15 protein-coding genes, 1 tRNA gene and 1 riboswitch are annotated in these 23349 nt (G+C 64.1%); of the genes, 3 read left to right on the top strand and 13 right to left on the bottom strand.

What is annotated here, in order from left to right; all coding sequences use genetic code 11:
* Nucleotides 1–23: 23 nt before the first annotated feature.
* Complete coding sequence (locus tag P7A97_RS14090) at nucleotides 24–3338, bottom strand: transglutaminase family protein (protein ID WP_277690588.1); 3315 nt, start codon at nucleotides 3336–3338, stop codon at nucleotides 24–26.
* Nucleotides 3339–3637: 299 nt separating this feature from the next.
* Nucleotides 3638–5941 (bottom strand): YgiQ family radical SAM protein, encoded by a 2304-nt coding sequence (locus P7A97_RS14095; RefSeq protein ID WP_277690589.1) that lies wholly within the window; start codon nucleotides 5939–5941, stop codon nucleotides 3638–3640.
* A gap of 252 nt (nucleotides 5942–6193) precedes the next feature.
* Between P7A97_RS14095 and P7A97_RS14100 the strand changes: the two genes are divergently transcribed.
* Nucleotides 6194–8041: a diguanylate cyclase gene (locus P7A97_RS14100; protein ID WP_277690590.1), complete on the top strand. Its 1848-nt coding sequence runs from the start codon at nucleotides 6194–6196 to the stop codon at nucleotides 8039–8041.
* A gap of 21 nt (nucleotides 8042–8062) precedes the next feature.
* Here the strand turns inward: P7A97_RS14100 and alr are convergent, their stop codons facing one another.
* From alr to rnr, 8 genes are all read right to left on the bottom strand, one after another.
* Nucleotides 8063–9142, bottom strand: a complete 1080-nt coding sequence (alr, locus tag P7A97_RS14105; RefSeq protein ID WP_277690591.1) for an alanine racemase — start codon at nucleotides 9140–9142, stop codon at nucleotides 8063–8065.
* Nucleotides 9143–9225: 83 nt separating this feature from the next.
* Nucleotides 9226–10620 (bottom strand): replicative DNA helicase, encoded by a 1395-nt coding sequence (gene dnaB, locus P7A97_RS14110; protein ID WP_277690592.1) that lies wholly within the window; start codon nucleotides 10618–10620, stop codon nucleotides 9226–9228.
* Nucleotides 10621–10773: 153 nt separating this feature from the next.
* Nucleotides 10774–11220 (bottom strand): 50S ribosomal protein L9, encoded by a 447-nt coding sequence (rplI, locus tag P7A97_RS14115; RefSeq protein ID WP_277690593.1) that lies wholly within the window; start codon nucleotides 11218–11220, stop codon nucleotides 10774–10776.
* Nucleotides 11221–11241: 21 nt separating this feature from the next.
* Nucleotides 11242–12135, bottom strand: a complete 894-nt coding sequence (locus tag P7A97_RS14120; protein WP_277690594.1) for a hypothetical protein — start codon at nucleotides 12133–12135, stop codon at nucleotides 11242–11244.
* A gap of 36 nt (nucleotides 12136–12171) precedes the next feature.
* Nucleotides 12172–12402 carry a 30S ribosomal protein S18 gene (rpsR, locus tag P7A97_RS14125; RefSeq protein ID WP_043310391.1) on the bottom strand — a complete coding sequence of 77 codons (231 nt, stop codon included), beginning with the start codon at nucleotides 12400–12402 and terminating at the stop codon, nucleotides 12172–12174.
* A 28-nt stretch (nucleotides 12403–12430) separates the two neighbouring features.
* Nucleotides 12431–12847, bottom strand: coding sequence for a 30S ribosomal protein S6 (rpsF, locus tag P7A97_RS14130; RefSeq protein ID WP_277690595.1), 417 nt, complete (start codon nucleotides 12845–12847; stop codon nucleotides 12431–12433).
* Between the two features lie 217 nt (nucleotides 12848–13064).
* Nucleotides 13065–13817 (bottom strand): 23S rRNA (guanosine(2251)-2'-O)-methyltransferase RlmB, encoded by a 753-nt coding sequence (rlmB, locus tag P7A97_RS14135; RefSeq protein ID WP_277690596.1) that lies wholly within the window; start codon nucleotides 13815–13817, stop codon nucleotides 13065–13067.
* A complete protein-coding gene (gene rnr, locus P7A97_RS14140; protein ID WP_277690597.1) occupies nucleotides 13814–16318 on the bottom strand; it encodes a ribonuclease R in 2505 nt (834 codons plus the stop codon). The genes rlmB and rnr overlap by 4 nt, the downstream gene beginning before the upstream one ends.
* Nucleotides 16319–16517: 199 nt before the next feature.
* Here rnr and P7A97_RS14145 point away from each other — a divergent pair.
* A tRNA-Leu gene (locus tag P7A97_RS14145) sits at nucleotides 16518–16604 on the top strand.
* A gap of 97 nt (nucleotides 16605–16701) precedes the next feature.
* Here P7A97_RS14145 and P7A97_RS14150 read toward each other — a convergent pair.
* Both P7A97_RS14150 and P7A97_RS14155 read right to left on the bottom strand, forming a co-directional pair.
* Nucleotides 16702–18636 (bottom strand): methyl-accepting chemotaxis protein, encoded by a 1935-nt coding sequence (locus tag P7A97_RS14150; protein ID WP_277690598.1) that lies wholly within the window; start codon nucleotides 18634–18636, stop codon nucleotides 16702–16704.
* Nucleotides 18637–18782: 146 nt separating this feature from the next.
* Nucleotides 18783–20228 carry a TolC family outer membrane protein gene (locus P7A97_RS14155; RefSeq protein WP_277690599.1) on the bottom strand — a complete coding sequence of 482 codons (1446 nt, stop codon included), beginning with the start codon at nucleotides 20226–20228 and terminating at the stop codon, nucleotides 18783–18785.
* A gap of 223 nt (nucleotides 20229–20451) precedes the next feature.
* A riboswitch (TPP riboswitch) is annotated at nucleotides 20452–20558 on the top strand.
* Between the two features lie 85 nt (nucleotides 20559–20643).
* Between P7A97_RS14155 and thiC the strand changes: the two genes are divergently transcribed.
* Entirely contained in the window at nucleotides 20644–22530 is a 1887-nt protein-coding gene (gene thiC, locus P7A97_RS14160; RefSeq protein WP_277690600.1) for a phosphomethylpyrimidine synthase ThiC, read from the top strand.
* Between the two features lie 41 nt (nucleotides 22531–22571).
* Here the strand turns inward: thiC and P7A97_RS14165 are convergent, their stop codons facing one another.
* A complete protein-coding gene (locus P7A97_RS14165; RefSeq protein WP_277690601.1) occupies nucleotides 22572–23315 on the bottom strand; it encodes a DUF3298 domain-containing protein in 744 nt (247 codons plus the stop codon).
* Nucleotides 23316–23349: the final 34 nt, after the last annotated feature.

The raw sequence follows: 23349 nt of genomic DNA on the forward strand, positions 1-23349 counted from the left end.
TCTCCCGCAAGCGGGAGAGGGAGCTAGACGCGGCGCAGGTCCAGGGTCATGGGCAATTCATTATTGTGGATGGCTTCAGCCACTGTCAGTTCGCCCGGGCTATGCCCGTGACGGAAGAAGCGCGCAAGGCGCCGGCTCTCCGCAGCATAGGCATTGACCGGTAGCGCCTCAAAATTGCGCCCACCAGGATGGGCTACATGGTACTGGCAGCCGCCGAGGGAGCGTTGCATCCAGGTGTCGACCAGGTCGAACACCAGCGGTGCCTGCACGCCGATGGTCGGCTGCAGGCAACTGGCTGGCTGCCAGGCGCGGTAGCGCACGCCGCCGACGAACTCGCCCACGGTGCCGGTGGGCCGCAGCGGCACCGGCGCGCCGTTGCAGGTGAGCTGGTAGCGATCCGGCGCCAGGCCGCTGAGTTTGACCTGCACCCGCTCCAGCGACGAATCGACATAGCGCACCGTGCCGCCAATGGCGCCCTCCTCGCCCAGCACGTGCCAGGGCTCGAGAGCCTGGCGCAGCTCCAGGTCGATGCCCCTGACCGCGTAATCGCCGATCTTGGGGAAGCGGAACTCCAGGTGCGGGGCGAACCATTCGGCGCGCAGCGGATAGCCGGCGCCGTTGAGCTCGAAGATCACGTCGGCGAAGTCCTGCTCGACGAAATGCGGCAGCAGGAAGCGGTCGTGCAGTTCGGTCCCCCAACGCGCCAGGCGCTGCGGGCGATACGGCTCGTTCCAGAAGCGCGCCACCAGCGCGCGCAGCAACAGCTGCTGGGCCAGGCTCATGCGCGCGTGCGGCGGCATCTCGAAGGCGCGCAGTTCGAGCAGGCCGAGGCGGCCGCTGGAAGAATCCGGCGAGTACAGCTTGTCGATGCAGAACTCGGCGCGGTGGGTATTGCCAGTCACATCCACCAGTAGGTGACGCAGCAGGCGGTCGACCAGCCAGGGCGGGCATTCGCGGCCCGGCTCGGGCATCTGCGCGAAGGCGATCTCCAGCTCGTAGAGGGCATCGTTGCGCGCCTCGTCCACGCGCGGGGCCTGCGAGGTCGGGCCGATAAACAGGCCGCTGAACAGGTAGGACAGCGACGGGTGGTTGTGCCAGTAGCTGATCAGGCTGCGCAGCAGATCGGGCCGACGCAGGAAGGGCGACTCGGCGGCGGTGGCGCCACCGAGGACGAAGTGATTGCCGCCGCCGGTGCCGGTGTGGCGGCCGTCGAGCATGAACTTCTCGCTGGACAGGCGGCACTGGCGTGCTGCTTCGTAGAGAAACTCGGTGCGCTCGACCAGCTCATCCCAGCTGCTGGCCGGGTGGATGTTCACCTCGATCACGCCTGGGTCCGGGGTGACGCGGAAGTGGATCAGGCGCGGGTCCTGCGGCGGCTCGTAGCCTTCCAGCAGCACCGGGCAGCGCAGTTCGCGGGCGGTGGCCTCGATGGCGGCGACCAGCTCCAGGTAGTCATCCAGCCGATTCAGGGGCGGCATGAACAGGTACAGGCGACCGTCACGCGGCTCGGCACACAGCGCGGTACGCACGATGCCGCTGGCCGACTCGAACAGCCCCGGCGCCTGCGGCCCCTCGCCCTCGGCCAGCGCCTTGCCGTGGCCATTGCCCGGGTGCAGCGGCGTGCGCAGCTGCTGCTGGATGCTCTGCCGGCTGGGCAGCGGCGGGAAGCTCTGGTGCGGGTCCTGCGGGGTGACGTAGGGGTAGTCCAGCTCGCCGACCCAGGGTTGCGAATCCAGCGGCAGGCGATAGCCCAGCGGCGAGTCGCCGGGAATCAGCCGGCAGTGTTCGTCGCGCAGGAACCAGGGGCCGGTCAGCCAGCTGGAATCATCGGCGCTGCGCATCAGCGGCAGCACCTGCCCGACCACCTCGCCCAGGCCACGGCAGAACACCTTGCGCAGGCGCTCACGCTCCAGCGGGTCGGCCAGGCGCGGATCGTCCGGGCTGACGTTGGCCGGCAGGCGGCGCTCGCGCCACAGGTAGTAGAGCCAGTCCTCGTAGGCCGGAAACACGTGTTCGGCCTCCAGCCCCAGGCGTCCGGCCAGGTTGTGCAGAAAGCGGGCGGCGAGGCGGGCATCGGCGCCGTAGTAACGGGTTTCGTCGGCGTACAGGGCGGCGTCCTGCCAGATCGGCTCGCCATCCTTGCGCCAGAAGCAGTTCAGCGACCAGCGCGGCAGCTGCTCGCCCGGGTACCACTTGCCCTGGCCAAAGTGCACCAGCGCCTGCGGTGCGTAATGCTCGCGCAGGCGGTGGAACAGCTCGCTGGCCAGGCGCCGCTTGTTCGGCCCCATGGCCTCGGTGTTCCACTCGGGGTCGTCCGGGTAGTCGAGGGCGACGAAGGTCGGTTCGCCACCCATGGTCAGGCGCACGTCGCCATAGGCCAGCTCGGCATCGACCTGGCGGCCGACGGCGAGGATGTCCTGCCACTGTTCGTCGCTGTAGGGCTTGGTGACCCGCGGCGCCTCCCAGATGCGCTCGACGCGCATCTCGTGCTCGAACTCGCATTCGCACTCGTCGAGCAGGCCGCTGATCGGCGCCGCCGAGGACGGCTCCGGGCTGCAGGCGAGAGGAATATGGCCTTCGCCGGCGAACAGACCACTGGTGGGGTCGAGGCCGATCCAGCCGGCGCCGGGCAGGTAGACCTCGCACCAGGCGTGCAGATCGGTGAAATCCACGTCGGTGCCACTGGGGCCGTCCAGCGACTTCTGGTCGGCCGTGAGCTGGATCAGGTAGCCGGAAACGAACCGCGCCGCCAGCCCCAGATGCCGCAGCAGCTGCACCAGCAGCCAGGCCGAGTCGCGGCAGGAGCCGGAGCCCAGTTCAAGGGTTTGCTCGGGGCTCTGCACGCCCGGCTCCAGGCGAATCAGGTAGCGCACGTCGCTGGCCACGCGCTGGTTGAGCGCCACCAGAAAGTCGACGCTGGGGGTCGGCGTACGCTCGACCTTGGCCAGGTAATCGGCGAACAGCGGGCCGCCCTTCAGCGTCGCCAGATAAGGTGCCAGCTCGCGCTGCTCATCCTGGCCATAGGCGAAGGGGATCTTCTCGGCATGCGGTTCGAGGAAGAAGTCGAAGGGGTTGAACACCGCCATCTCGGCAACCAGGTCGACGCAGACCTTGAGCTGCTCGGTCTTGTCCGGGAACACCAGGCGCGCCAGGTAGTTGCCCTGCGGGTCCTGCTGCCAGTTGACGAAGTGCTCGCCCGGCTCGACCTGCAGCGCGTAGGAGAGAATGCGCGTGCGGCTGTGCGGGGCCGGGCGCAGGCGAACCACCTGCGGGCCGAGGTTGATCGGACGGTCGTAGCGGTAGTGCGTGACGTGCTGCAGTGCGACATGAATCGACACGGCGTGCCTCCTGCGAGCCAGGGCGATACTTGAGCAGCGCAAGAGTTATGCCAGCGGGTTTTTCAGGCTTTATGCGGCTCGCGGCGAATTGCCAGCACCAGAATGGGGCAGCCGCAGAGAGCGCACGGAAAAGGCGCACGGAAAAGGCGCCAGCAACAGACGTAGCCCGGATGCGATCCGGGATGCGGGGCACTTCCCCCTCTCCCGTTCACGGGAGAGGGCTGGGGAGAGGGAGTGCTACGCGGTAAGGCCCTCTCCCCCGGCCCCTCTCCCACAAGTGGGCGAGGGGAGAAAGCTCATCAGCGTGGCGCCACCGGGCGCTTGCTCGGCTTCTTGTTGCCCGACTTGCCGGCACCGGCCTTTTCCGCCTTGCGCCTTGCCTCGGCGGCGGCCTTGGCCTGCTCGCGCTTGTCCCAGGCCTTGCTGCCGTCGCTGCCGCGCGGCGGCAGGCCGGTGTGCTGGGTGAGGATCTTGCCGACCGTCTTGCCTTGGGCGCCGGCCTTCTTACTGCCGGCCGGAGTCGAGTTCTTGCGCCGGGCGCTCTGGTACTCGTCGGTGTTCGGCTGGTAGGTCGGGATCAGGTGGTGCTTGCCGTTGCCGATCAGATCGCTGCGACCCATGCGCTCCAGCGCCTCGCGCAGCATCGGCCAGCCCTTCGGGTCGTGGTAGCGCAGGAAGGCCTTGTGCAGGCGGCGCTGCTGCTCGCTCTTGACGATCTCGACGCCATCCGACTTGTAGGTGACCTTGCGCAGCGGGTTCTTGCCCGAGTGGTACATGGCCGTGGCGGTGGCCATCGGCGAGGGGTAGAAGGCCTGCACCTGGTCCGCACGGAAGCCATTGCGCTTGAGCCACAGGGCGAGGTTCATCATGTCCTCGTCGGTGGTGCCCGGGTGCGCGGCGATGAAGTAAGGAATCAGGTACTGCTCCTTGCCCGCTTCCTTCGAGAACTTCTCGAACATCTGCTTGAAGCGGTCGTAGCTGCCGATGCCCGGCTTCATCATCTTGTCCAGCGGGCCGCGCTCGGTGTGCTCCGGGGCGATCTTCAGGTAGCCACCGACATGGTGGGTGACCAGCTCCTTGACGTACTCCGGCGACTCCACGGCCAGGTCGTAGCGCAGACCCGAGGCGATCAGGATCTTCTTCACACCCGGCAGGGCACGGGCCTTGCGGTACAGCTCGATCAGGGACGAGTGGTCGGTGTTCAGGTTTTCGCAGATGCCCGGGAACACGCACGAGGGCTTGCGGCAGTGCTTCTCGATTTCCGGGTCCTTGCAGGCGATGCGGTACATGTTGGCGGTCGGCCCGCCAAGGTCGGAAACCACGCCGGTGAAGCCTGGCACCTTGTCACGCATCTCCTCGATCTCGCGGATGATCGAGTCGTGGGAGCGGTTCTGGATGATGCGGCCCTCGTGCTCGGTGATCGAGCAGAAGGTGCAGCCGCCGAAGCATCCGCGCATGATGTTGACCGAGAAACGGATCATCTCGTAGGCCGGGATTTTCTCCTTGCCATAGGCCGGGTGCGGCACGCGCGCGTAGGGCATGCCGAACACGTAGTCCATTTCCTCGGTGGTCATCGGGATCGGCGGCGGGGTGAACCAGACGTCGACGTCGCCGTGCTTCTGCACCAGGGCGCGGGCGTTGCCCGGGTTGGTTTCCAGGTGCAGCACGCGGTTGGCGTGGGCATAGAGCACCGGGTCGTTGCGCACCTTCTCGAAGGACGGCAGGCGGATCACGGTCTTGTCGCGGGTCATCTTCGGGCTGGGCAACAGCTCGATAACCTTGGCTTCGTTAGCGTCTTCGACCGGTGCACCCTTTTCCTGCTCGATGGCGCAGGCGGCGGTGTCCTGGGTATTCACATAAGGGTTGATGATCTTGTCGACGCGGCCCGGGCGGTCGATGCGGGTGGAGTCCACCTCGTACCAGCCTTCGGGGGTGTCACGGCGGATAAAGGCAGTGCCGCGTACATCGGTGATGTCCTCGACCTTCTCGCCGAAGGCCAGGCGCTGGGCGATTTCCACCACGGCGCGCTCGGCGTTGCCATAAAGAAGGATGTCGGCGGTCGCGTCCATCAGGATCGAGCGACGTACCTTGTCCTGCCAATAGTCGTAGTGTGCGATGCGCCGCAGCGAGGCCTCGATGCCACCTAGAATCACCGGCACGTGGCTGTAGGCCTCCTTGCAGCGCTGGCTGTAGACCAGGCTGGCGCGGTCCGGGCGCTTGCCGGCGACGCCGCCGGGGGTATAGGCGTCGTCGCTGCGGATCTTCTTGTCCGCGGTGTAGCGGTTGATCATCGAGTCCATGTTGCCGGCGGCGACACCGAAGAACAGGTTCGGCTCGCCGAGCTTCATGAAGTCGTCTTTGGAGCGCCAGTCCGGCTGCGCGATGATGCCGACGCGAAAGCCCTGGGCTTCCAGCAGGCGGCCAATGATGGCCATGCCGAAGGACGGGTGATCAACGTAGGCATCGCCGGTAACGATGATGATGTCGCAGGAATCCCAGCCAAGCTGATCCATCTCTTCCCGGCTCATCGGCAGGAAGGGTGCAGGCCCGAAACACTCGGCCCAATATTTGGGATAGTCGAACAGCGGCTTGGCGGCTTGCATATTTTTTGATCAACAGGGATTCACAGGGGGCGCGGAATATAGCACAAAAAACATACAGACTCAGCGCCAGCCAGCGTGATGCGGCTGGCGCTGAGATGATGTCAGTTTGTGATCACAGGCCGAGTTGTGCCTATACTCCAGCCTGATTGCCAGTTCCCCGCCTATTGGCCATTAGGAGCCCGAATTTTGCGGTGCAATCTTCTGCAAGGACTGCTGTTGTTGCTCTGCCTGGCCCTCGCGAGCGGCCGGACCATGGCCGCGCCTATAACGCTGCAAAGCGACAGCAGCGGCGTGGAACTGAACGGGCAGATCGAACTGCTCGAAGACGTTGGCGGCACACTCAGTATCGCCGACATGGCCGATCCAGCCGTGCAGCAGCGCTTCGCGCCAGCCAACGGCCGCGCCAGCGTCGGCCAGAACCCCAACCCCTGGTGGATCAAACTGCAGTTGCAACGCAGCGCCGATGCGCCGGCGCAGTGGTGGCTGGAAAACGGTGCGGTAACCCAGCTCGACCTGCAGCTCTACAGCCCTGACGGCCAGGGGGGCTGGACACTACGCCAGTCCGGCCAGCGCGTCAGCTTTGCCGACGGCCGCGACCATGAATACCGGCGCATCGTGCTGCAACTGCCGTCCCTAGGTGAAACGCCGCAGACCTTCTACCTGCGCAGCCATGACCCGGCCGGCAACTCTTTCCCGCTCAGGGTCTGGCAACTGGAAGACCTCGATCACCTGGCCATCCAGGAAAACCTCGGCCTGGGCCTGATCTACGGCATCATCGCCGCGCTGCTGCTGTACAACCTGTTCATCTTCTTCAGCCTGCGTGACAAGGCTTACTTCTGGTACGTGCTGACCACCACCGGCGCCCTGCTGATGATCGTCAGCATGAGCGGCCACGGCTTCCAGTACCTGTGGCCCAACCACCCGGTGCCCTTCTGGCTCGACCGCATCACCCTGCCTTCGCTCTGGGGTTTCGCCGCCTGCCGCTTCACCCAGACCCTGCTGCAGACCCGCCAGCATGTACGCTGGGCGCACCATCTGCTGACCTTCGCCTGTGTCTGCTACGTCATTGCCATCACCCTGGAAGCCCTTGGCCAGCGCGGCTTGGCGGCCTGGATCATCGCCCTGCTGTCGCTGACCAGCATTCCGGCCGCCCTCGGCTCGGCGCTGGTTCGCTGGCGCCAGGGCTATTTCCCCGCCCTGCTCTACCTCTGCGGCTACGGCCTGATTCTCGGCAGCATCAGCCTGGCACTGATGCGTTCGACCGGGCTGGTGCAACCGGCCACCTGGAATGCCTATGTGTTCCCCCTGGCGGTGGCTGCGGAGTCGATCCTGTTTTCCTTCGCCCTGGCCTACCGCATTCAGATGCTCAAGCAGGAAAAAGCCACGGCCATCCTCCAAGCCGACCGCGAGAAGACCGCGCGCATCGCGCAGATGCAGAGCAGCGCCGAAGAGTTGCAGGAAGCCGTACGCCTGCGCACGGCGGAACTGGCCGAGGCCAATCGGCAACTGAGCGAACGCGAGCAACTGCTGCAGTTCGCCGCCTTCCATGATCCGCTCACCGAGCTGCCCAACCGACGCTACCTGGTTGAGCGCGCCGAAACGGCCCTGGCCGACGCCCAGCGACGCGAGGAGTCGATAGCCCTGATGCTGGTCGACCTCGACCACTTCAAACCCATCAACGACCGCTACGGCCACGATGCCGGCGATCTGTTACTCCGCACCATCGGCCAGCGCCTTCGCGAACACGTTCGCATCAACGACATGGTGGCGCGCCTGGGCGGTGACGAGTTCGCCGTGCTGGTCTGCGGCCCGGAAGCCGAGTGCCATGCCCAGGAAATCGCCGAACGCCTGCTCGCCGAACTGGCCAAGCCAGTGATGTATGGCGCCAACCGCCTGGCGGTAACCATCAGTATCGGCGGGGCGCTCTATCCGCAGCATGCGCAACAGTTCAGCGGCTTGTACAAGGCCGCCGACGAGGCCATGTACCGCGCCAAGCAGAAGGGCCGCTCGGGTTTCGTACTACAGGGCTGTGATGGCGAGCTGAGCCCGCAGGCCTGCCTGATGCTCGACGTGCTAAAAGTACCCAGCGGCCTGAGCTAGGGCCCAGGAGACAAGACGTAGTTATCCTGAGAGGTAACGCCGCGGCACCCGCGCGGTGACCTTGGTCAGCAGCTCGTAGCCAATGGTGCCGGCAGCGCGCGCCACCTCGTCGACCGGCAGGTTGGCCCCCCACAGCTCCACCGCATCGCCGACCGCCGTCTCGGGCAGATCGCTGAGATCCACCGTCAGCATGTCCATCGACACCCGCCCGGCCAGCGCTGCTCGCTGTCCCGCGACCAGCACCGGCGTGCCGTTGGGCGCATGGCGTGGGTAGCCGTCGGCGTAACCGCAGCTGACCGTACCGATGCGCGACGGGCGCTCGGCGACCCAGCTCGCGCCATAGCCGACGCTCTCGCCCGGGGCGACCTCACGCACAGCGATCAGTTCGCCACTCAGGCTCATGGCCGGGCGCAGGCCCAGCTCGGCCGCGCTCAGATCGGCGAAAGGCGAAGCGCCGTAGAGCATGATGCCGGGACGCAGCCAGTCCATATGCGCCGCCGGAATCATCAGCAGCGCCGCCGAATTGGCCAGGCTGCGCTGGTCGAAGTCGAGATCGAGCAGGTCGAGGAAAGACTCCAGCTGCACCTCGGTCAGCGAGTGGCCGCGCTCGTCGGCACAGGCGAAGTGACTCATCAGGTTCAGCTCGGCGACCTGGGCCGCAGCGCGCAGACACGGGAACTGCCGACGCACCTCGTCGGCCGAAAGCCCCAGGCGGTGCATGCCGGAATCCAGCTTGAGCCAGACATTCAGCGCCCGCGGCAGTTCGGCGGCGAGCAGCGCCTCGGCCTGCTCGGCACCCTGGATGACCAGATCCAGGCCCAGATGCGCGGCCATCGGCAACTCGGCGGCGGCGAAACAGCCTTCCAGCAGCAGGATGCGCGCCTCGCCGTGCATCGCCCGCACTTCGGCGGCCTCTTCCAGGCTGGCGACGGCAAAGCCATCGGCCTCGTCATGCAGGGCGCTGACCACTTCGCGCACACCATGGCCGTAGGCATTGGCCTTGACCACCGCGAACGCCTGGCGCCCTGGCGCACAGCGCTTGGCCAGCCGGTAGTTGTGGACGATGGCGGCCAGATCGATGGTGGCGACGAGGGGGCGCATGGCAAGCTTCCGAAAACAGAACGGGCGCCCATCTTAACCGCTGGGCGCCCGTTTTCATTGAGCCTGATCAGCCTCGCGAGGCGTCAGTCCTCTTCGAAGTTGTACATACCCGGCGCCAGGTTGTCGAAGCGCGTGTACTTGCCGATGAAGGCCAAACGGCAGGTGCCGATGGGGCCGTTACGCTGCTTGCCGATGATGATCTCGGCGACGCCCTTGTACTCGGTCTCCGGGTGATACACCTCGTCCCGGTAGACGAACATGATGATGTCGGCGTCCTGCTCGATCGCCCCGGATTCACGCAGGTCGGAGTTGACCGGGCGCTTGTTGGGGCGCTGTTCCAGCGAGCGGTTGAGCTGCGACAGGGCAATCACCGGGCAGTTGAACTCCTTGGCCAGCGCCTTGAGCGAGCGCGAGATCTCGGAAATCTCGTTGGTGCGGTTGTCGCCACTGGAGCCCGGGATACGCATCAGCTGCAGGTAGTCGACCATGATCATGGCGATCTCACCATGCTCACGAGCCAGGCGACGGGCGCGGGCACGCATCTCGGTCGGCGAGATGCCGGCGGTATCGTCAATGAACAGCTTGCGCTCGTTGAGCAGATTGACCGCCGAGGTCAGGCGCGGCCAGTCGTCATCGTCCAGCTTGCCCGAACGCACCTTGGTCTGGTCGATGCGACCGAGCGACGACAGCATACGCATCACGATCGAGTCGCTGGGCATTTCCAGGGAGAACACCAGCACCACCTTCTCGGTGCGCAGCACGGCGTTTTCCACCAGGTTCATGGCGAAGGTGGTCTTACCCATCGACGGACGGCCGGCAACGATCACCAGGTCGGCCGGCTGCAGACCGCTGGTCATGCCGTCCAGGTCGGTGAAACCGGTGGAAATACCGGTCAGGCCCTCGTTGGTGTTGAAGAGTTCGTCGATGCGGTCGATGGTCTTGACCAGGATCTCGTTGATCCCCACCGGGCCGCCGGCCTTGGGCCGCGCCTCGGCGATCTGGAAGATCTGCCGCTCGGCCTCGTCGAGCACTTCCACCGCGCTCTTGCCCTGCGGCGCGTAGGCCATGTCGGCGATGTCGTTGCTGATGCCGATCAGCTGACGCAGGGTGGCCCGCTCGCGGATGATCTGCGCATAGGCCTTGATGTTGGCCACCGACGGGGTGTTCTTGGCCAGCTCACCAAGGTAGCCAAGGCCGCCGACCTGGCTCAGGTGGCCCTCCTTGTCCAGCTGCTCGGACAGGGTCACCACGTCGAACGGCGAGTTGCGCTCGGCCAGGGTGAAAATGGCGCGGAAGATCAGGCGGTGGTCATGGCGGTAGAAGTCGCCGTCGGACACTGCATCGGAGACGCGCTCCCAGGCGTTGTTGTCCAGCATCAGGCCGCCGAGCACGGCCTGTTCGGCCTCGATGGAATGCGGCGGCACCTTGAGGGCTGCGGTTTCCAGATCGTACTGCTGAGGGACACTGATATCGTTCATGGCACCTGTAATTCCGGAAAACACAGAGGCTTTGGCAAAGTGCATCTTTGCCAAAGGCTCTGAAAAAACAACGGGCACTCACCACTGACGCAGTGAGTGCCCGATTGTCAGCAGGCTGGCATTTTCATGCAAGCCCACGGGTAGCAGCCCAAATTAGGCAGCGACCACGATCACCTTGACGGTGGCTTCGACGTCGGTGTGCAGGTGCAGTGCAACGTCGAATTCGCCTACCTGGCGAATGGTGCCGTTCGGCAGGCGCACTTCAGCCTTGGCCACTTCAACGCCGGAGGCGGTCAGGGCGTCAGCGATGTCGTGAGTACCGATGGAACCGAACAGCTTGCCTTCGTCACCAGCAACAGCAGTGATGGTAACTTCCAGCTCGGCCAGTTGAGCGGCACGGGCTTCGGCGGAAGCTTTCTTGGCGGCAGCAGCAGCTTCCAGCTCAGCGCGGCGAGCTTCGAACGCAGCAACGTTCTCGGCGGTGGCAGCGGTGGCCTTGCCCTGCGGCAGCAGGTAGTTACGGCCGTAGCCGGACTTGACGTTCACTTTGTCGCCCAGGTTGCCCAGGTTGGCGATTTTTTCCAGCAGGATGACTTCCATTTGGGTCTTACCTCTTAACTTTTAACCTTCACCGTTCGCAGGCCCGGCGCCGTTGTTACGCGCACGGCGGCCGCGAAAATCAATCAGACTGTCGACGATGGCCAAGACCACCAGTAACGGATAAATCAGCTGCAAAAACAGCAGCAGCGACACGTACAGCCCCACCAGCCAGAACCGGCCCAGTCGCCCGGAAGCGGCCAACCCATGCAGCAGAGCCACACCGGCAAACACCAGCGGCACACTGCACAGCGGCGTCAGCATGGCCAGTTCCAGCCCCAGATTGGGTCCCAGAACAATGACCGCCAACAGGCCGAAGGCCAGGGCAGGCGGCAGTCGCAAGGCCCGAAACTCGAGCCCGAAACCACCCGGGTTGTACAGCGCCGCCTGCCAAAAACGCCCAAGCATCAGGCAGAGCAGGCTGACGATCTGCAACAACGCAGCCATCAGTCCGGTGAGTACCGGGGCAACCAGCGCCTGCAGGCGGGTCTGCTCGTCTACCGACATCTTTTGGTAGACCCCATCGAACATCTGCGGCATCAGCTTGTGCAGCTCGGCCGCCAGTTCGTTGATGGGTTGGCTAAACACCGCGCCCAACGTCACGCCATACACCAGACCGAGCGCGATGCTGGCCAGCAGCACGCGAGCCCAGGACCACCCAGCGCGCAACAACAGCGCCAGGCTCAGCGTACCGAGCATCACCAGAAGGACGCGCGGATCACCGAAGTGCCACCAGCCCAAAGCCGGTAACACCGCCCAAGCCAGAATGCCTACAGCATCTCTTGGCCCCCGCCGCAGCAGCACCAGGCTACTGGCGGCGGCACTCAACCAGAACAACAGCGGCAACGCCGCAGAACCGACCACCACCAGGGTGGCCTGCATGCGGCCGCGCATGATGAACTCAGCCAAGGCGCGCATGCGATCTATCCCTTACAACTTGTCGACACTCTGTTCTCAACGGCCGTGGCTGTCGGTGTAGGGCAGCAGGGCCAGGTAGCGGGCGCGCTTGATAGCGACAGCCAGCTGACGCTGGTACTTGGCCTTGGTACCGGTGATACGGCTAGGAACGATCTTGCCGGTTTCGGAAACGTAGGCTTTCAGGGTGTTGAGATCTTTGAAGTCGATCTCTTTCACGCCTTCAGCGGTGAAACGGCAGAATTTACGACGACGGAAGAAACGTGCCATGAATGTGGCTCCTCAATAGATCCGTGGATTACTCGTCAGCGTTGTTGTCGCTGTTGTCACCGTCTTCGCCTTCGGCGGATTCGGTTTCAACGCGCTCACGGCGCTCGCGGCGCTCGCTGCGGTTTTCTTCGGCCTTGAGCATCTCGGACTGACCGGTAACGGCTTCGTCGCGACGGATGATCAGGTTACGGATTACTGCGTCGTTGTAGCGGAAGTTGTCTTCCAGCTCGGCCAGGGCTTTGCCGCTGCACTCAACGTTCAGCATCACGTAGTGAGCCTTGTGAACGTTGTTGATGGCATAGGCCAGCTGACGACGGCCCCAGTCTTCCAGACGGTGGATTTTGCCGCCGTCTTCTTCGATCAGCTTGGTGTAACGCTCAACCATGCCGCCGACTTGCTCGCTCTGGTCCGGGTGAACCAGAAAGATGATTTCGTAATGACGCATGAATGCTCCTTACGGGTTGTAGCCTGCCAACAAAAGGTGGTCAGGCAAGGAGTGAATGACTCGTTCTGACTTGCCGAAGTGAAGGCGCACAAGCGCCTGCCATGGCGGCAAGGGGCGACATTCTAGAGAAGCCCCCCGCCACACGCAAGGTAAACTGGTGATTATTTGAACAGTCCGCGAGACCAACTCAACAAGCGCCGGGCGACGCCCATCGAGCCTACGCCTTGCGCGCGGCCTGGCGCTGGCGCACGGCTTCGAACAGGCACACGCCGGTGGCGACCGAGACATTGAGGCTGCTGACGCTGCCGCTCATGGGCAGCTTCACCAGATAATCGCAGTGCTCGCGCGTCAGGCGACGCATGCCCTTACCCTCGGCGCCCATGACCAACACAGTGGGCCCGGTCATATCCAGCTGGTAGAGCTCCTGCTCGACCTCGCCAGCCGTACCGACCACCCACAGCCCCTTCTTTTGCAGCTTCTCCAGGGTGCGTGCCAGGTTGGTCACCGCCACCAGCGGGATGACCTCGGCGGCCCCGCAGGCAACCTTGCGCACGGTGGCATTGAGCGTCGCCGACTTGTCCTTGGGCACAATCACCGCCTGAGCACCGGCCGCGTCGGCCGTGCGCAGACAAGCGCCCAGATTGTGCGGATCGGTCACACCGTCCAGCACCAGCAATAGCGCCGGGCCTTCGCCACGCTCGAGCAACTCGTCGAGCATGTTCTCACCCCAGACCTGGCTGGGGCTCACTTCGGCAACCACGCCCTGGTGCACGCCCTCTGCCCACTCGTCCAGCTCCTGGCGCTCCTTCTGCCCGACCGGCACCCGCTGCTGAGCAGCCAGCGCCAGCAGCGCCTGCACCCGCGGCGCGCTACGGCTCTCGGCCAGCCACAACTGCTTGACCCGCTTGGGATGGTGGCGCAGCAGCGCCTCGACGGCATGAACGCCGTAAACCTTTTCCAGCTGACTCATCGCTTAGCCTTGCGCTTGCTCGGTTTGCCAGTGGCCGGTTTGTCAGTCTTAGGCGCACCCTTGCGATGACTGGATGTCTTGCCTGCAGCACCACTCTTGCCGCCGGCGGGCTTACCACCACCTTTTTTCGCACCGTCGAGCAGAGCTTTTTTCACATCGCGACTCTTCTGCACATCGGTATTGCCCACACCCGGAGCCTTGGCTGCGGGTTTGCGCCCGGTCGAGCCAGCTTTGCCGCGCGACTCGGTCTTACCCTCAGCCAGTTCGAAGTCGATCTTGCGCTCATCCAGATCGACGCGCATGACCTTGACCGCCACGCTGTCGCCCAGACGGAAACTGCGTCCGCTGCGCTCGCCAGCCAGGCGATGGTGCACCGGGTCAAAGTGGTAGTAGTCGGCGGGCAATGCGGTGACATGCACCAGGCCTTCGACATAGATATCCTTCAGCTCGACGAAGATACCGAAACCGGTCGCTGCAGTGATGACGCCTTCGAAGATCTCGCCGACGCGATCCTGCATGAACTCGCACTTGAGCCAGTTGACCACGTCACGGGTCGCCTCGTCAGCGCGCCGCTCGGTCATCGAGCACTGCTCTCCCAGCTGCTCCAGCGCCGCCTCATCGTAGGGATAGATACGCGCCTTGGGCATGCTCGCCGCACCCGCGCGCTGCACATGCTTGGTCTCGCGCTTGGAGCGAATCACACTGCGGATGGCACGGTGCACCAGCAGGTCCGGATAGCGGCGGATTGGCGAAGTAAAGTGGGTATAGGCCTCGTAGTTGAGACCGAAGTGGCCGTTGTTGTCGGCGCTGTACACCGCCTGACTCAACGAGCGCAGCATCACGGTCTGGATCAGCTGGAAGTCCGGACGCTCCTGAATGCTGGCCAGCAACTTCTGGTAATCCTTCGGCTTCGGCCCCTCCTTGCCCTTGTGCAAAGCCAGCCCCAGCTCGCCGAGGAACGCCTTGAGCTTCTCCACCCGCTCGGCCGGCGGGCCGTCGTGCACCCGGTACAGCGAGGGAATGGAGTGATCCTGCATGAAGCGCGCAGTGGCCACGTTGGCCGCCAGCATGCACTCCTCGATCAGCTTGTGTGCGTCGTTGCGCTGGGTCGGACGGATCTCGTCGATCTTGCGATCGGTGCCGAAGACAATGCGGGTCTCCTGGGTCTCGAAGTCGATGGCGCCGCGCTCATGACGCGCCGCCAGCAACACCTGATACAGGGCGTAGAGCTGCTTGAGGTGCGGCAGCACCTCTTTATATTCCTCGCGCAGCGACTTGCCTTCGCTGCTCTTCGGCTGCTCCAGCATGTAGCTGACCTTGTTGTAGGTCAGACGCGCATGGGAATGGATGACCGCCTCATAGAACTGATAATCAACCAGCTCGCCGGACTTGGACATGCTCATTTCGCAAACCATAGCCAGGCGGTCGACATGCGGATTCAGCGAGCACAGCCCGTTGGACAGCTCTTCCGGCAGCATCGGCACCACGCGTTCGGGGAAATACACCGAGTTGCCACGCTTCTGCGCCTCTTCATCCAGCGCCGAGCCGACCTTGACGTAGTGCGACACGTCGGCGATGGCGACATACAGCTTCCAGCCGCCGGAGAACAGCTTCCAGCGGCTGCTGTTTTTCTCGCAGTACACGGCATCGTCGAAGTCGCGGGCATCCTCGCCATCGATGGTGACGAACGGCAGGTGGCGCAGATCGACCCGGTTTTCCTTGTCCTTCTCTTCCACCTGCGGCTTGAGCTTGCGCGCTTCTTTAATGACAGCCTCGGGCCAGACATGCGGGATGTCATAGCTGCGCAGAGCCACGTCGATTTCCATGCCCGGCGCCATATAGTTGCCGATCACTTCGACGATATCGCCCTGCGGCTGGAAGCGTGCAGTGGGCCAGTGCGTAATCCTGATCTCGACGAACTGACCGACCTTGGCGCCCGCGGTACGCCCGGGGGTGACCAGCACTTCCTGCTGAATCTTCGGGTTGTCCGCCTCGACGAAGCCGATGCCGGCCTCCTCGAAATAGCGCCCGACGATGGTTTCGTGAGCCCGCTCGATCACCTCGACCAGGGCGCCTTCACGACGACCACGGCGATCCAGGCCGGCAACCCGCGCCAGTGCACGGTCGCCATCGAACACCAGACGCATCTGTGCGGGGCTGAGGAACAGGTCGTCGCTGCCGTCATCCGGAATCAGGAAGCCAAACCCATCGCGATGGCCGCTGATACGACCCCGGATCAGGTCGAGCTTGTCCACCGGAGCATAGGTGCCGCGACGCGTATAGATAAGTTGGCCATCACGCTCCATGGCGCGCAGGCGACGACGCAACGCTTCGAGTTGCTCGTCGGTGGTCAGCCCGAACTCTTCCACTAGCTCTTCACGAGCAGCAGGCGAACCGCGCTCGGACAGATGCTGGAGAATCAGCTCACGGCTGGGAATGGGGTTTTCGTACTTTTCCGCCTCGCGGGCGGCCTCGGGATCGAGGGATTGCCAATCGGCCATTAAATGAAAATACCTGTATGCATAAGTTTGCCTTCTGTCTATTGAAGCGCGAAACGGCACCGGGGGTCAGCTTTTCCCGCGACAATAATTTTTTCAGCGTCAGGGGTTTACAAGCAAAAACCGCGTCCGTATAGTTCGCGCCCACAACGTTGCTGAGACGTTGTAACACGGAAGCGACTGAGTAATCATAGTTTCCCGTGCCCAGGTGGCGGAATTGGTAGACGCACTAGGTTCAGGTCCTAGCGGTGGCAACACCGTGGAAGTTCGAGTCTTCTCCTGGGCACCACTCTTCAAGAAAAAACCGAGCTTAGGCTCGGTTTTTTCGTTTCTGCTCAGCGGAAAATCTTGCAGCAACGGAGCACGCCGCTGCTGCAGAAAGCCCCTCAGACCTTGAACTGGGCGAAACTAGCCTTGAGCTGGGCCACGAGAGCATCAACCACACGCCCGCTCGCCGCCGTTTCGCTCACCGCCTGAGCCGCCCGTTGCGCCTCGCTGTGGATCACTTCGACGCGGCCGCGCACCGCGCTGGCACCGTCAGCCTGATGCGCAGCGGAACGGGTCGCCGCATCGATGGCATCATGCACCTCGTCTACCGACGCCTGCACCGACTGCTGCAGACGCGCACTGTCGCGCAGCGCCTGCAGACCTTCCGCCGCTTGCCCGCCGGCCTGGCCAATCACGGCCACCGCTTCGCGCGCGCCCTGCTGCAAGGCCGTGATGTGCGCCTGGATATCGCCGGTGGACTGCTGGGTCTTACTGGCCAGGGCGCGCACTTCGTCGGCCACCACGGCGAAGCCGCGACCACTCTCACCCGCCCGCGCCGCTTCGATGGCCGCGTTCAGTGCCAGCAGGTTGGTCTGCTCGGCAATGGACTGGATCACGGTGAGCACCACCTCGATCTGCTCGCTCTGCTGGGCCAGTTTCTCGATCACCGCCGAGCCGTTCTCCACCCGCGCCACCAGCGCCTCGATCAGACCGCCAACCTTGGTTGCAATGGCCGCATTCTCGTGAGCCGCCTGGCGGATCGCCGTGACGCGCTGCTGGGCATCGTGCATGGCCTGACTTTCGGTCTGCGCCGCTGCAGCCATCTCTTCCAGCGCCTGCAGGCTGCCAGCCACCTCGTCGCGCTGCCGCTCGGCCGCCGCCTCGGCTGCGGCGCTGCGCTGCGCCAAGCTGCGAATCTCCTCGCCAGTGCGCTGCGCCACTTCGCCCGCCTCACGCACGATCGGCTGCAGCTTGGCGATGAACTGATTGACCGCCGTGGCCATTTCGCCGACTTCGTCGCGACTGTCCAATTGCACGCGCCGCGTCAGATCACCCTCGCCCGCCGCCAGATCCTTGAGCGCGGCAATCAGCAACTGCAGACGACTCAACACCCGCCACCCCAACACCAGCGCCACAGCAGCCAGCGTCAACAAGCCCACCACCAGCAAGCCACTGGCGATACGCCAGCGCAGATCACTCGCGGCCTGCTGCACGGTCTCGCTACCGTTGCGCGCCATTTCCTCAGTGGCCTGTTCGGCTGCCTGCAGACGCTGCTGCAGAGCCTGGGTACTTTCCTGTGCCGCCCCGGAAAGGCTCTGATCGACCAACTGACCGGCATTGCCGACCAGACCGGCGAAGCGGGTGTCCAGAGCCGCCAGCTCCTGCTCGATGGCGTCCAGCGACATGCCCAACTGCACCTTGCCGATGGGCGACCCCATGGGATTGATCTCAACCTCGATCATGTACACCTTGGGATCGCGCGAGGCGCCATCCACCAGTTTGTCCAGCCCGGTCTTGCCCTGGCCTGCCGCGATCAGCTCACGCACCCGCGGATTGCTGCGATCGAAATTGCGCGTCAGGCGCTTGCCCTCCGCGTCATAGAACACCGCAAACAGCACCGCCGGATCACGCTGAACGATACGGGTCAGCGCCGTTAGCGCGGGGGCGTCATTATCCCAGATGGCCTTGGGCGCCACCCCGGCAAGCATCTGCGCGATGGAGTTGCCCGACTGTTTTAGGTTTTCTTCCAGCACTTGGCGCAGCTGCACCTGCTCGCTCTTCAGCTGACTGCTCAGGCCATCACCGAGGCGCTCGCGGGTATTGCTGGACAGAGCCGCCAGCCCCGTGCGCATTTCCTCTTCCGCACTGCCGAGCTCGTCGGCCAGACGCTGACTTTCGCCACTCAGACGCCGAGTGAGGTCGTTGACCAGCTCGTCGACCGTGGCACGGGTCAACCAGACGGCTACCCCTACCTGAGCCAACATCGCCAGGCCCAGAGCAATGAATACCGGGCGCAGCAGACGGCTGCGCAACAGCGAAAACAGAACGGACACTGCGGGAACTCCTTCCGGTCAGACGACCTTGATGCCAGTTGCATCGGCCGCCTTTTAAAAAGCTGTAATAAAGCAAAGCACAGGCCAGATGCCAGTATAAAAAAGCCCCGCTCGAAGGCGGGGCTTTGTCGAAGAGGCGGCGTGAATCAGTATTGCGGATTACCGCGCAACTGCGCCTCGGCAGCCTTGGCCAGGTCCGGCGGCAGGAAGTCCTTGTCCGGATCGTAGTCAGGCTTGAGGAAACCGGACAGCGCTTCCAGATCAGACGGCGCCAGGGTGCCTGCCGCCTGTTTCAGGCGCAGGTTGTTGAGGATGTAGTCGTAGCGGGCGTCGTTGTAGTTGCGTACCGAGCTATACAGCTGGCGCTGGGCATCGAGCACGTCGACGATGTTACGGGTACCGACCTGGTAGCCGATCTCGGTGGCTTCCAGTGCGCTCTGGTTGGAAATGATCGACTGCTTGCGCGCCTGCACGGTTTCCACGTCGGTATTCACCGCGCGGTGCAGGTTGCGGGTGTTTTCCACCACCTTGCGACGCAGGCTCTCACGCTCCTGCTCGGTCTGGCTCAGACGCTGGTAGGCTTCGCGCACCTGCGAGCTGGTCAGGCCGCCGCTGTAGATGGGGATATTCAGCTGCAGGCCGATGGTGGTCTGTTCGGCATCACCGTTGTAGGGCGAAGACAGGTCGCTGTTGCTGAAGCCCAGGGAGTCATTGTCACCTTTCTGGTACTGGGCAACGGCATCCAGAGTTGGCGCGTGGCCGGACTTGCGCTGGCGCAGGGTTTCTTCGGCCGCATCCACTGCATAGTTGCTGGCCTGGAGATTGAGGTTCTGCTGGGCGGCAGTATCGACCCAGGCCTTGGCATCGTTAGGAGTAGGCACCAGCACCGGCAGACTGTGCTTCACACCTTCCAGCGAGCTGTACTCATGCGTCGTCAGGGTCACCAGCGCCTGGAAGGCGTCATCCACGGCACGCTGGGCAAGAATGCGGTTGGCGCGGGCAGTATCGAAGCCGGCCTGAGCTTCCAGCACGTCAGTCTTGTCCGACAGACCGACATCGAAGCGCTCATTGGCCTGATCCAGCTGGCGTTTGAACGCGGCTTCCTCGGCCTTGGTCGAGGCTAGGGTGTCCTGAGCGCGCAGGACGGCGAAATAGGTTTCAGCACTCTGCAGAATCAGGTTCTGCTCGGTGGCGGAAAGCTGCAGGGCGGCCTGCTGATCAGTAGCCTTGGCCGCCTGGAACTGGAACCAGCGATCGGCACGGAACAGCGGCTGGGCCAGGCTGGCACGGTAGGAAAGACCGCTACGATCGGCATCCACATCATTGGCCAGACGGGTATCCACCTGGGTATTGGTGTCGGTCAGATCGGCCCCGCCGGACAGGTTGGGCAGCAGGCCGGCACGTGCCTGAGGCACCACCTCGCTGATGGCCTGGTAGTTGGCGCGGGCAGCAGCCAGGTCGGCGTTGTTCTTCACCGCTTCGTTATAGACAGTGACCAGGTCGGTCTTGGTCGCCAGGGAAGCGTCTTCGGCCCAGGCCATTGCGGAGGTGGCAGCAGCTACTGCGAGCGCCAGCGAGAGTCTGCGTAGCATGATCAGTCCTAGATGCAGGGAAGTCGGGCAAGGCTAAGGCTGCCGCTGGCGGTGGTCAAGGCGAGCGCAGCGCAACGGCAGGCCGGTTTACGGCAAGCTTTGTTGCCCAGCCGCAACAATGCCAAGGCTTTATGTAGACCAGCCCCCAGCAACTGCCGACGAAAGGCAAGGTAGAAACGAGCCCGCAATTGCTGTTGTGTACAATTTTTGATTAGACTGCCGCCAGTTCTTGTCGGGGTGCCCAGAGTCGTGGGCTGAGATCGGAGAGTTCCGGATCCCGTTGAACCTGATCAGGTTAAGGCCTGCGTAGGGAACAAGATGTCCTCGCCCGCTTTCGGCGAGTCCTCTCGGCACCACCCGTGGTGCGCCTTCCGCCTTCAGGTTCGCTCCGACATCCCACCGAGGAGCCGAGCCGATGAGCGTCAAACAACAAGCGAAGAACCTTAGCGAGTCCGCCCAGGTCGACCAGCAGTCGATCCAGCCTTTCCCCCGTTCGCAGAAGGTTTATGTGCAGGGTTCGCGCCCGGACATCCGCGTGCCGATGCGCGAGATCAGCCTGGACGTCACCCCGACCGCCTTCGGCGGCGAGATCAACGCCCCGGTCACCGTCTACGACACCTCCGGCCCGTACACCGACCCGAACGTCACCATCGACGTGCGCAAGGGCCTGGCCGACGTGCGCAGTGCCTGGATCGAAGACCGTGGCGACACCGAGAAACTGCCCGGCCTGTCCTCCGAGTTCGGCCAGCGCCGCCTGAACGACGCCGAACTGGCGGCGATGCGCTTCGCCCATGTGCGCAACCCGCGCCGGGCCAAGGCCGGCAGGAACGTCAGCCAGATGCACTACGCCAAGCAGGGCATCATCACCCCCGAGATGGAATACGTCGCCATCCGCGAGAACATGAAGCTGGCCGAGGCGCGCGAGGCTGGCCTGCTCAAGGAGCAGCATGCCGGGCAGAGCTTCGGCGCCTCGATCCCGAAAGAGATCACCCCCGAGTTCGTGCGCAGCGAGATCGCCCGCGGCCGCGCCATCATCCCGGCCAACATCAACCACGTGGAGCTGGAGCCGATGATCATCGGCCGCAACTTCCTGGTGAAGATCAACGGCAATATCGGCAACTCGGCGCTAGGCTCCTCCATTGAAGAGGAAGTGGCCAAGCTGACCTGGGGCATCCGCTGGGGCTCGGACACGGTCATGGATCTGTCCACCGGCAAGCACATCCACGAGACCCGCGAGTGGATCATCCGCAACTCGCCGGTGCCGATCGGCACAGTGCCGGTCTACCAGGCGCTGGAGAAGGTCGGCGGCATCGCCGAGGACCTGACCTGGGAGCTGTTCCGCGACACCCTGATCGAACAGGCCGAGCAGGGCGTGGACTACTTCACCATTCACGCCGGCGTGCTGCTGCGCTATGTGCCGCTGACCGCCAAGCGCGTCACCGGCATTGTCAGCCGTGGCGGCTCGATCATGGCCAAGTGGTGCCTGGCGCACCACAAGGAGAATTTCCTCTACACCCACTTTGAGGAAATCTGCGAAATCATGAAGGCCTACGACGTCAGCTTCTCGCTGGGCGATGGCCTGCGTCCCGGCTCGATTGCCGACGCCAACGACGCCGCGCAGTTCGGCGAGCTGGAGACCCTCGGCGAACTGACCAAGATCGCCTGGAAGCATGACGTGCAGACCATGATCGAAGGCCCCGGCCACGTGCCGATGCAGCTGATCAAGGAGAACATGGACAAGCAGCTGGAATGCTGCGACGAGGCGCCGTTCTACACCCTCGGCCCGCTGACCACCGATATCGCCCCGGGCTACGACCACATCACCTCCGGCATTGGCGCGGCGATGATCGGCTGGTTCGGCTGCGCCATGCTCTGCTACGTCACGCCCAAGGAGCACCTGGGCCTGCCGAACAAGGATGACGTGAAGACCGGCATCATCACCTACAAGATCGCCGCCCATGCCGCCGACCTCGCCAAGGGCCACCCGGGCGCGCAGATCCGTGACAACGCCCTGAGCAAGGCGCGCTTCGAGTTCCGCTGGGAAGACCAGTTCAACCTCGGCCTCGATCCGGACACCGCGCGCAGCTTCCACGACGAGACCCTGCCGAAGGACTCGGCCAAGGTGGCGCACTTCTGCTCCATGTGCGGGCCGAAGTTCTGCTCGATGAAGATCACCCAGGAAGTGCGTGACTACGCCAAGGAGAACGGCCTGACCGATGAGCAGAAGGCCATCGAGGCCGGCTTCGCCGAGCAGGCCGAGCGCTTCAAGGGAGAAGGTTCGGTGATCTACAAGCAGGTCTGACCGGCTCCGCTACCAGGCCCCGCGCTGCTCGCGGGGCCTTTTTATTGGCCGGGGAAATAGATGGGCTTGAGTACGCCCTTGAGCTTGGCGTAGGGGATGTACAGGGTCGGATGGCCGCTCTCGTAGGGCGCGATACGCTCGATCTCGTACTTGAGCATCACCGCGTTGCGCAGCGGCGCCACATTGGCGGTACGCACGAAGGGCCAGACCGCCTGAAATTCGGCGTTCTCAGCCAGGCCATTCTGCTTCAGCCACTCCTGGTGGGCCTGACGTACCTTCTCCCAAAAGGCCTCCTGCAACCCCGGCACCAGCAGGTCGTCAAGGCTGACCACCCGGTCAAGCTCACGGTCGTAGGTCAGGTAGGCACGCCCTGGCACACCACGCTTACCACCATTGAAGCGATAACTGGACAGCTCGATCACCACCAGGCGGTCGTGCTGCTCCAGCACCTTGGCCTGCAAATAGCTCATCCAGCCGGGCTTGCCGCCAGCCAGGAACTCACGCTCATGGATGGCCAGCGACGGCGGCGGCGGGTCGCCCGGAAGCTCGATGGTCAGCTTGAGCAGCTCGCGCTCGATACGGGCATTGAGCGCCGGCATGCCGTCGAGCAGTTGCAGGTCGATATTGACCAGCGGGCAATCCTTTTCCAGGCACCCGGCGGGGCGATGCTCCCAGGCCTGGCGCGTGGTCGGCAAGGGCTGGCTGGCGCTGCCCGAAAGCAGCGACTGGCAGCCCGTAAGCAAGAAAGACAGGGATAGCAGGCTGGCAACGGCGATGGAGCGCATGAACATTCCTTGAGCGGCGACGGGCGTTTCGACT

It is taken from the genome of Pseudomonas sp. GOM6 (assembly GCF_029537485.1).
In the GTDB taxonomy this organism is placed as follows: domain Bacteria; phylum Pseudomonadota; class Gammaproteobacteria; order Pseudomonadales; family Pseudomonadaceae; genus Aquipseudomonas.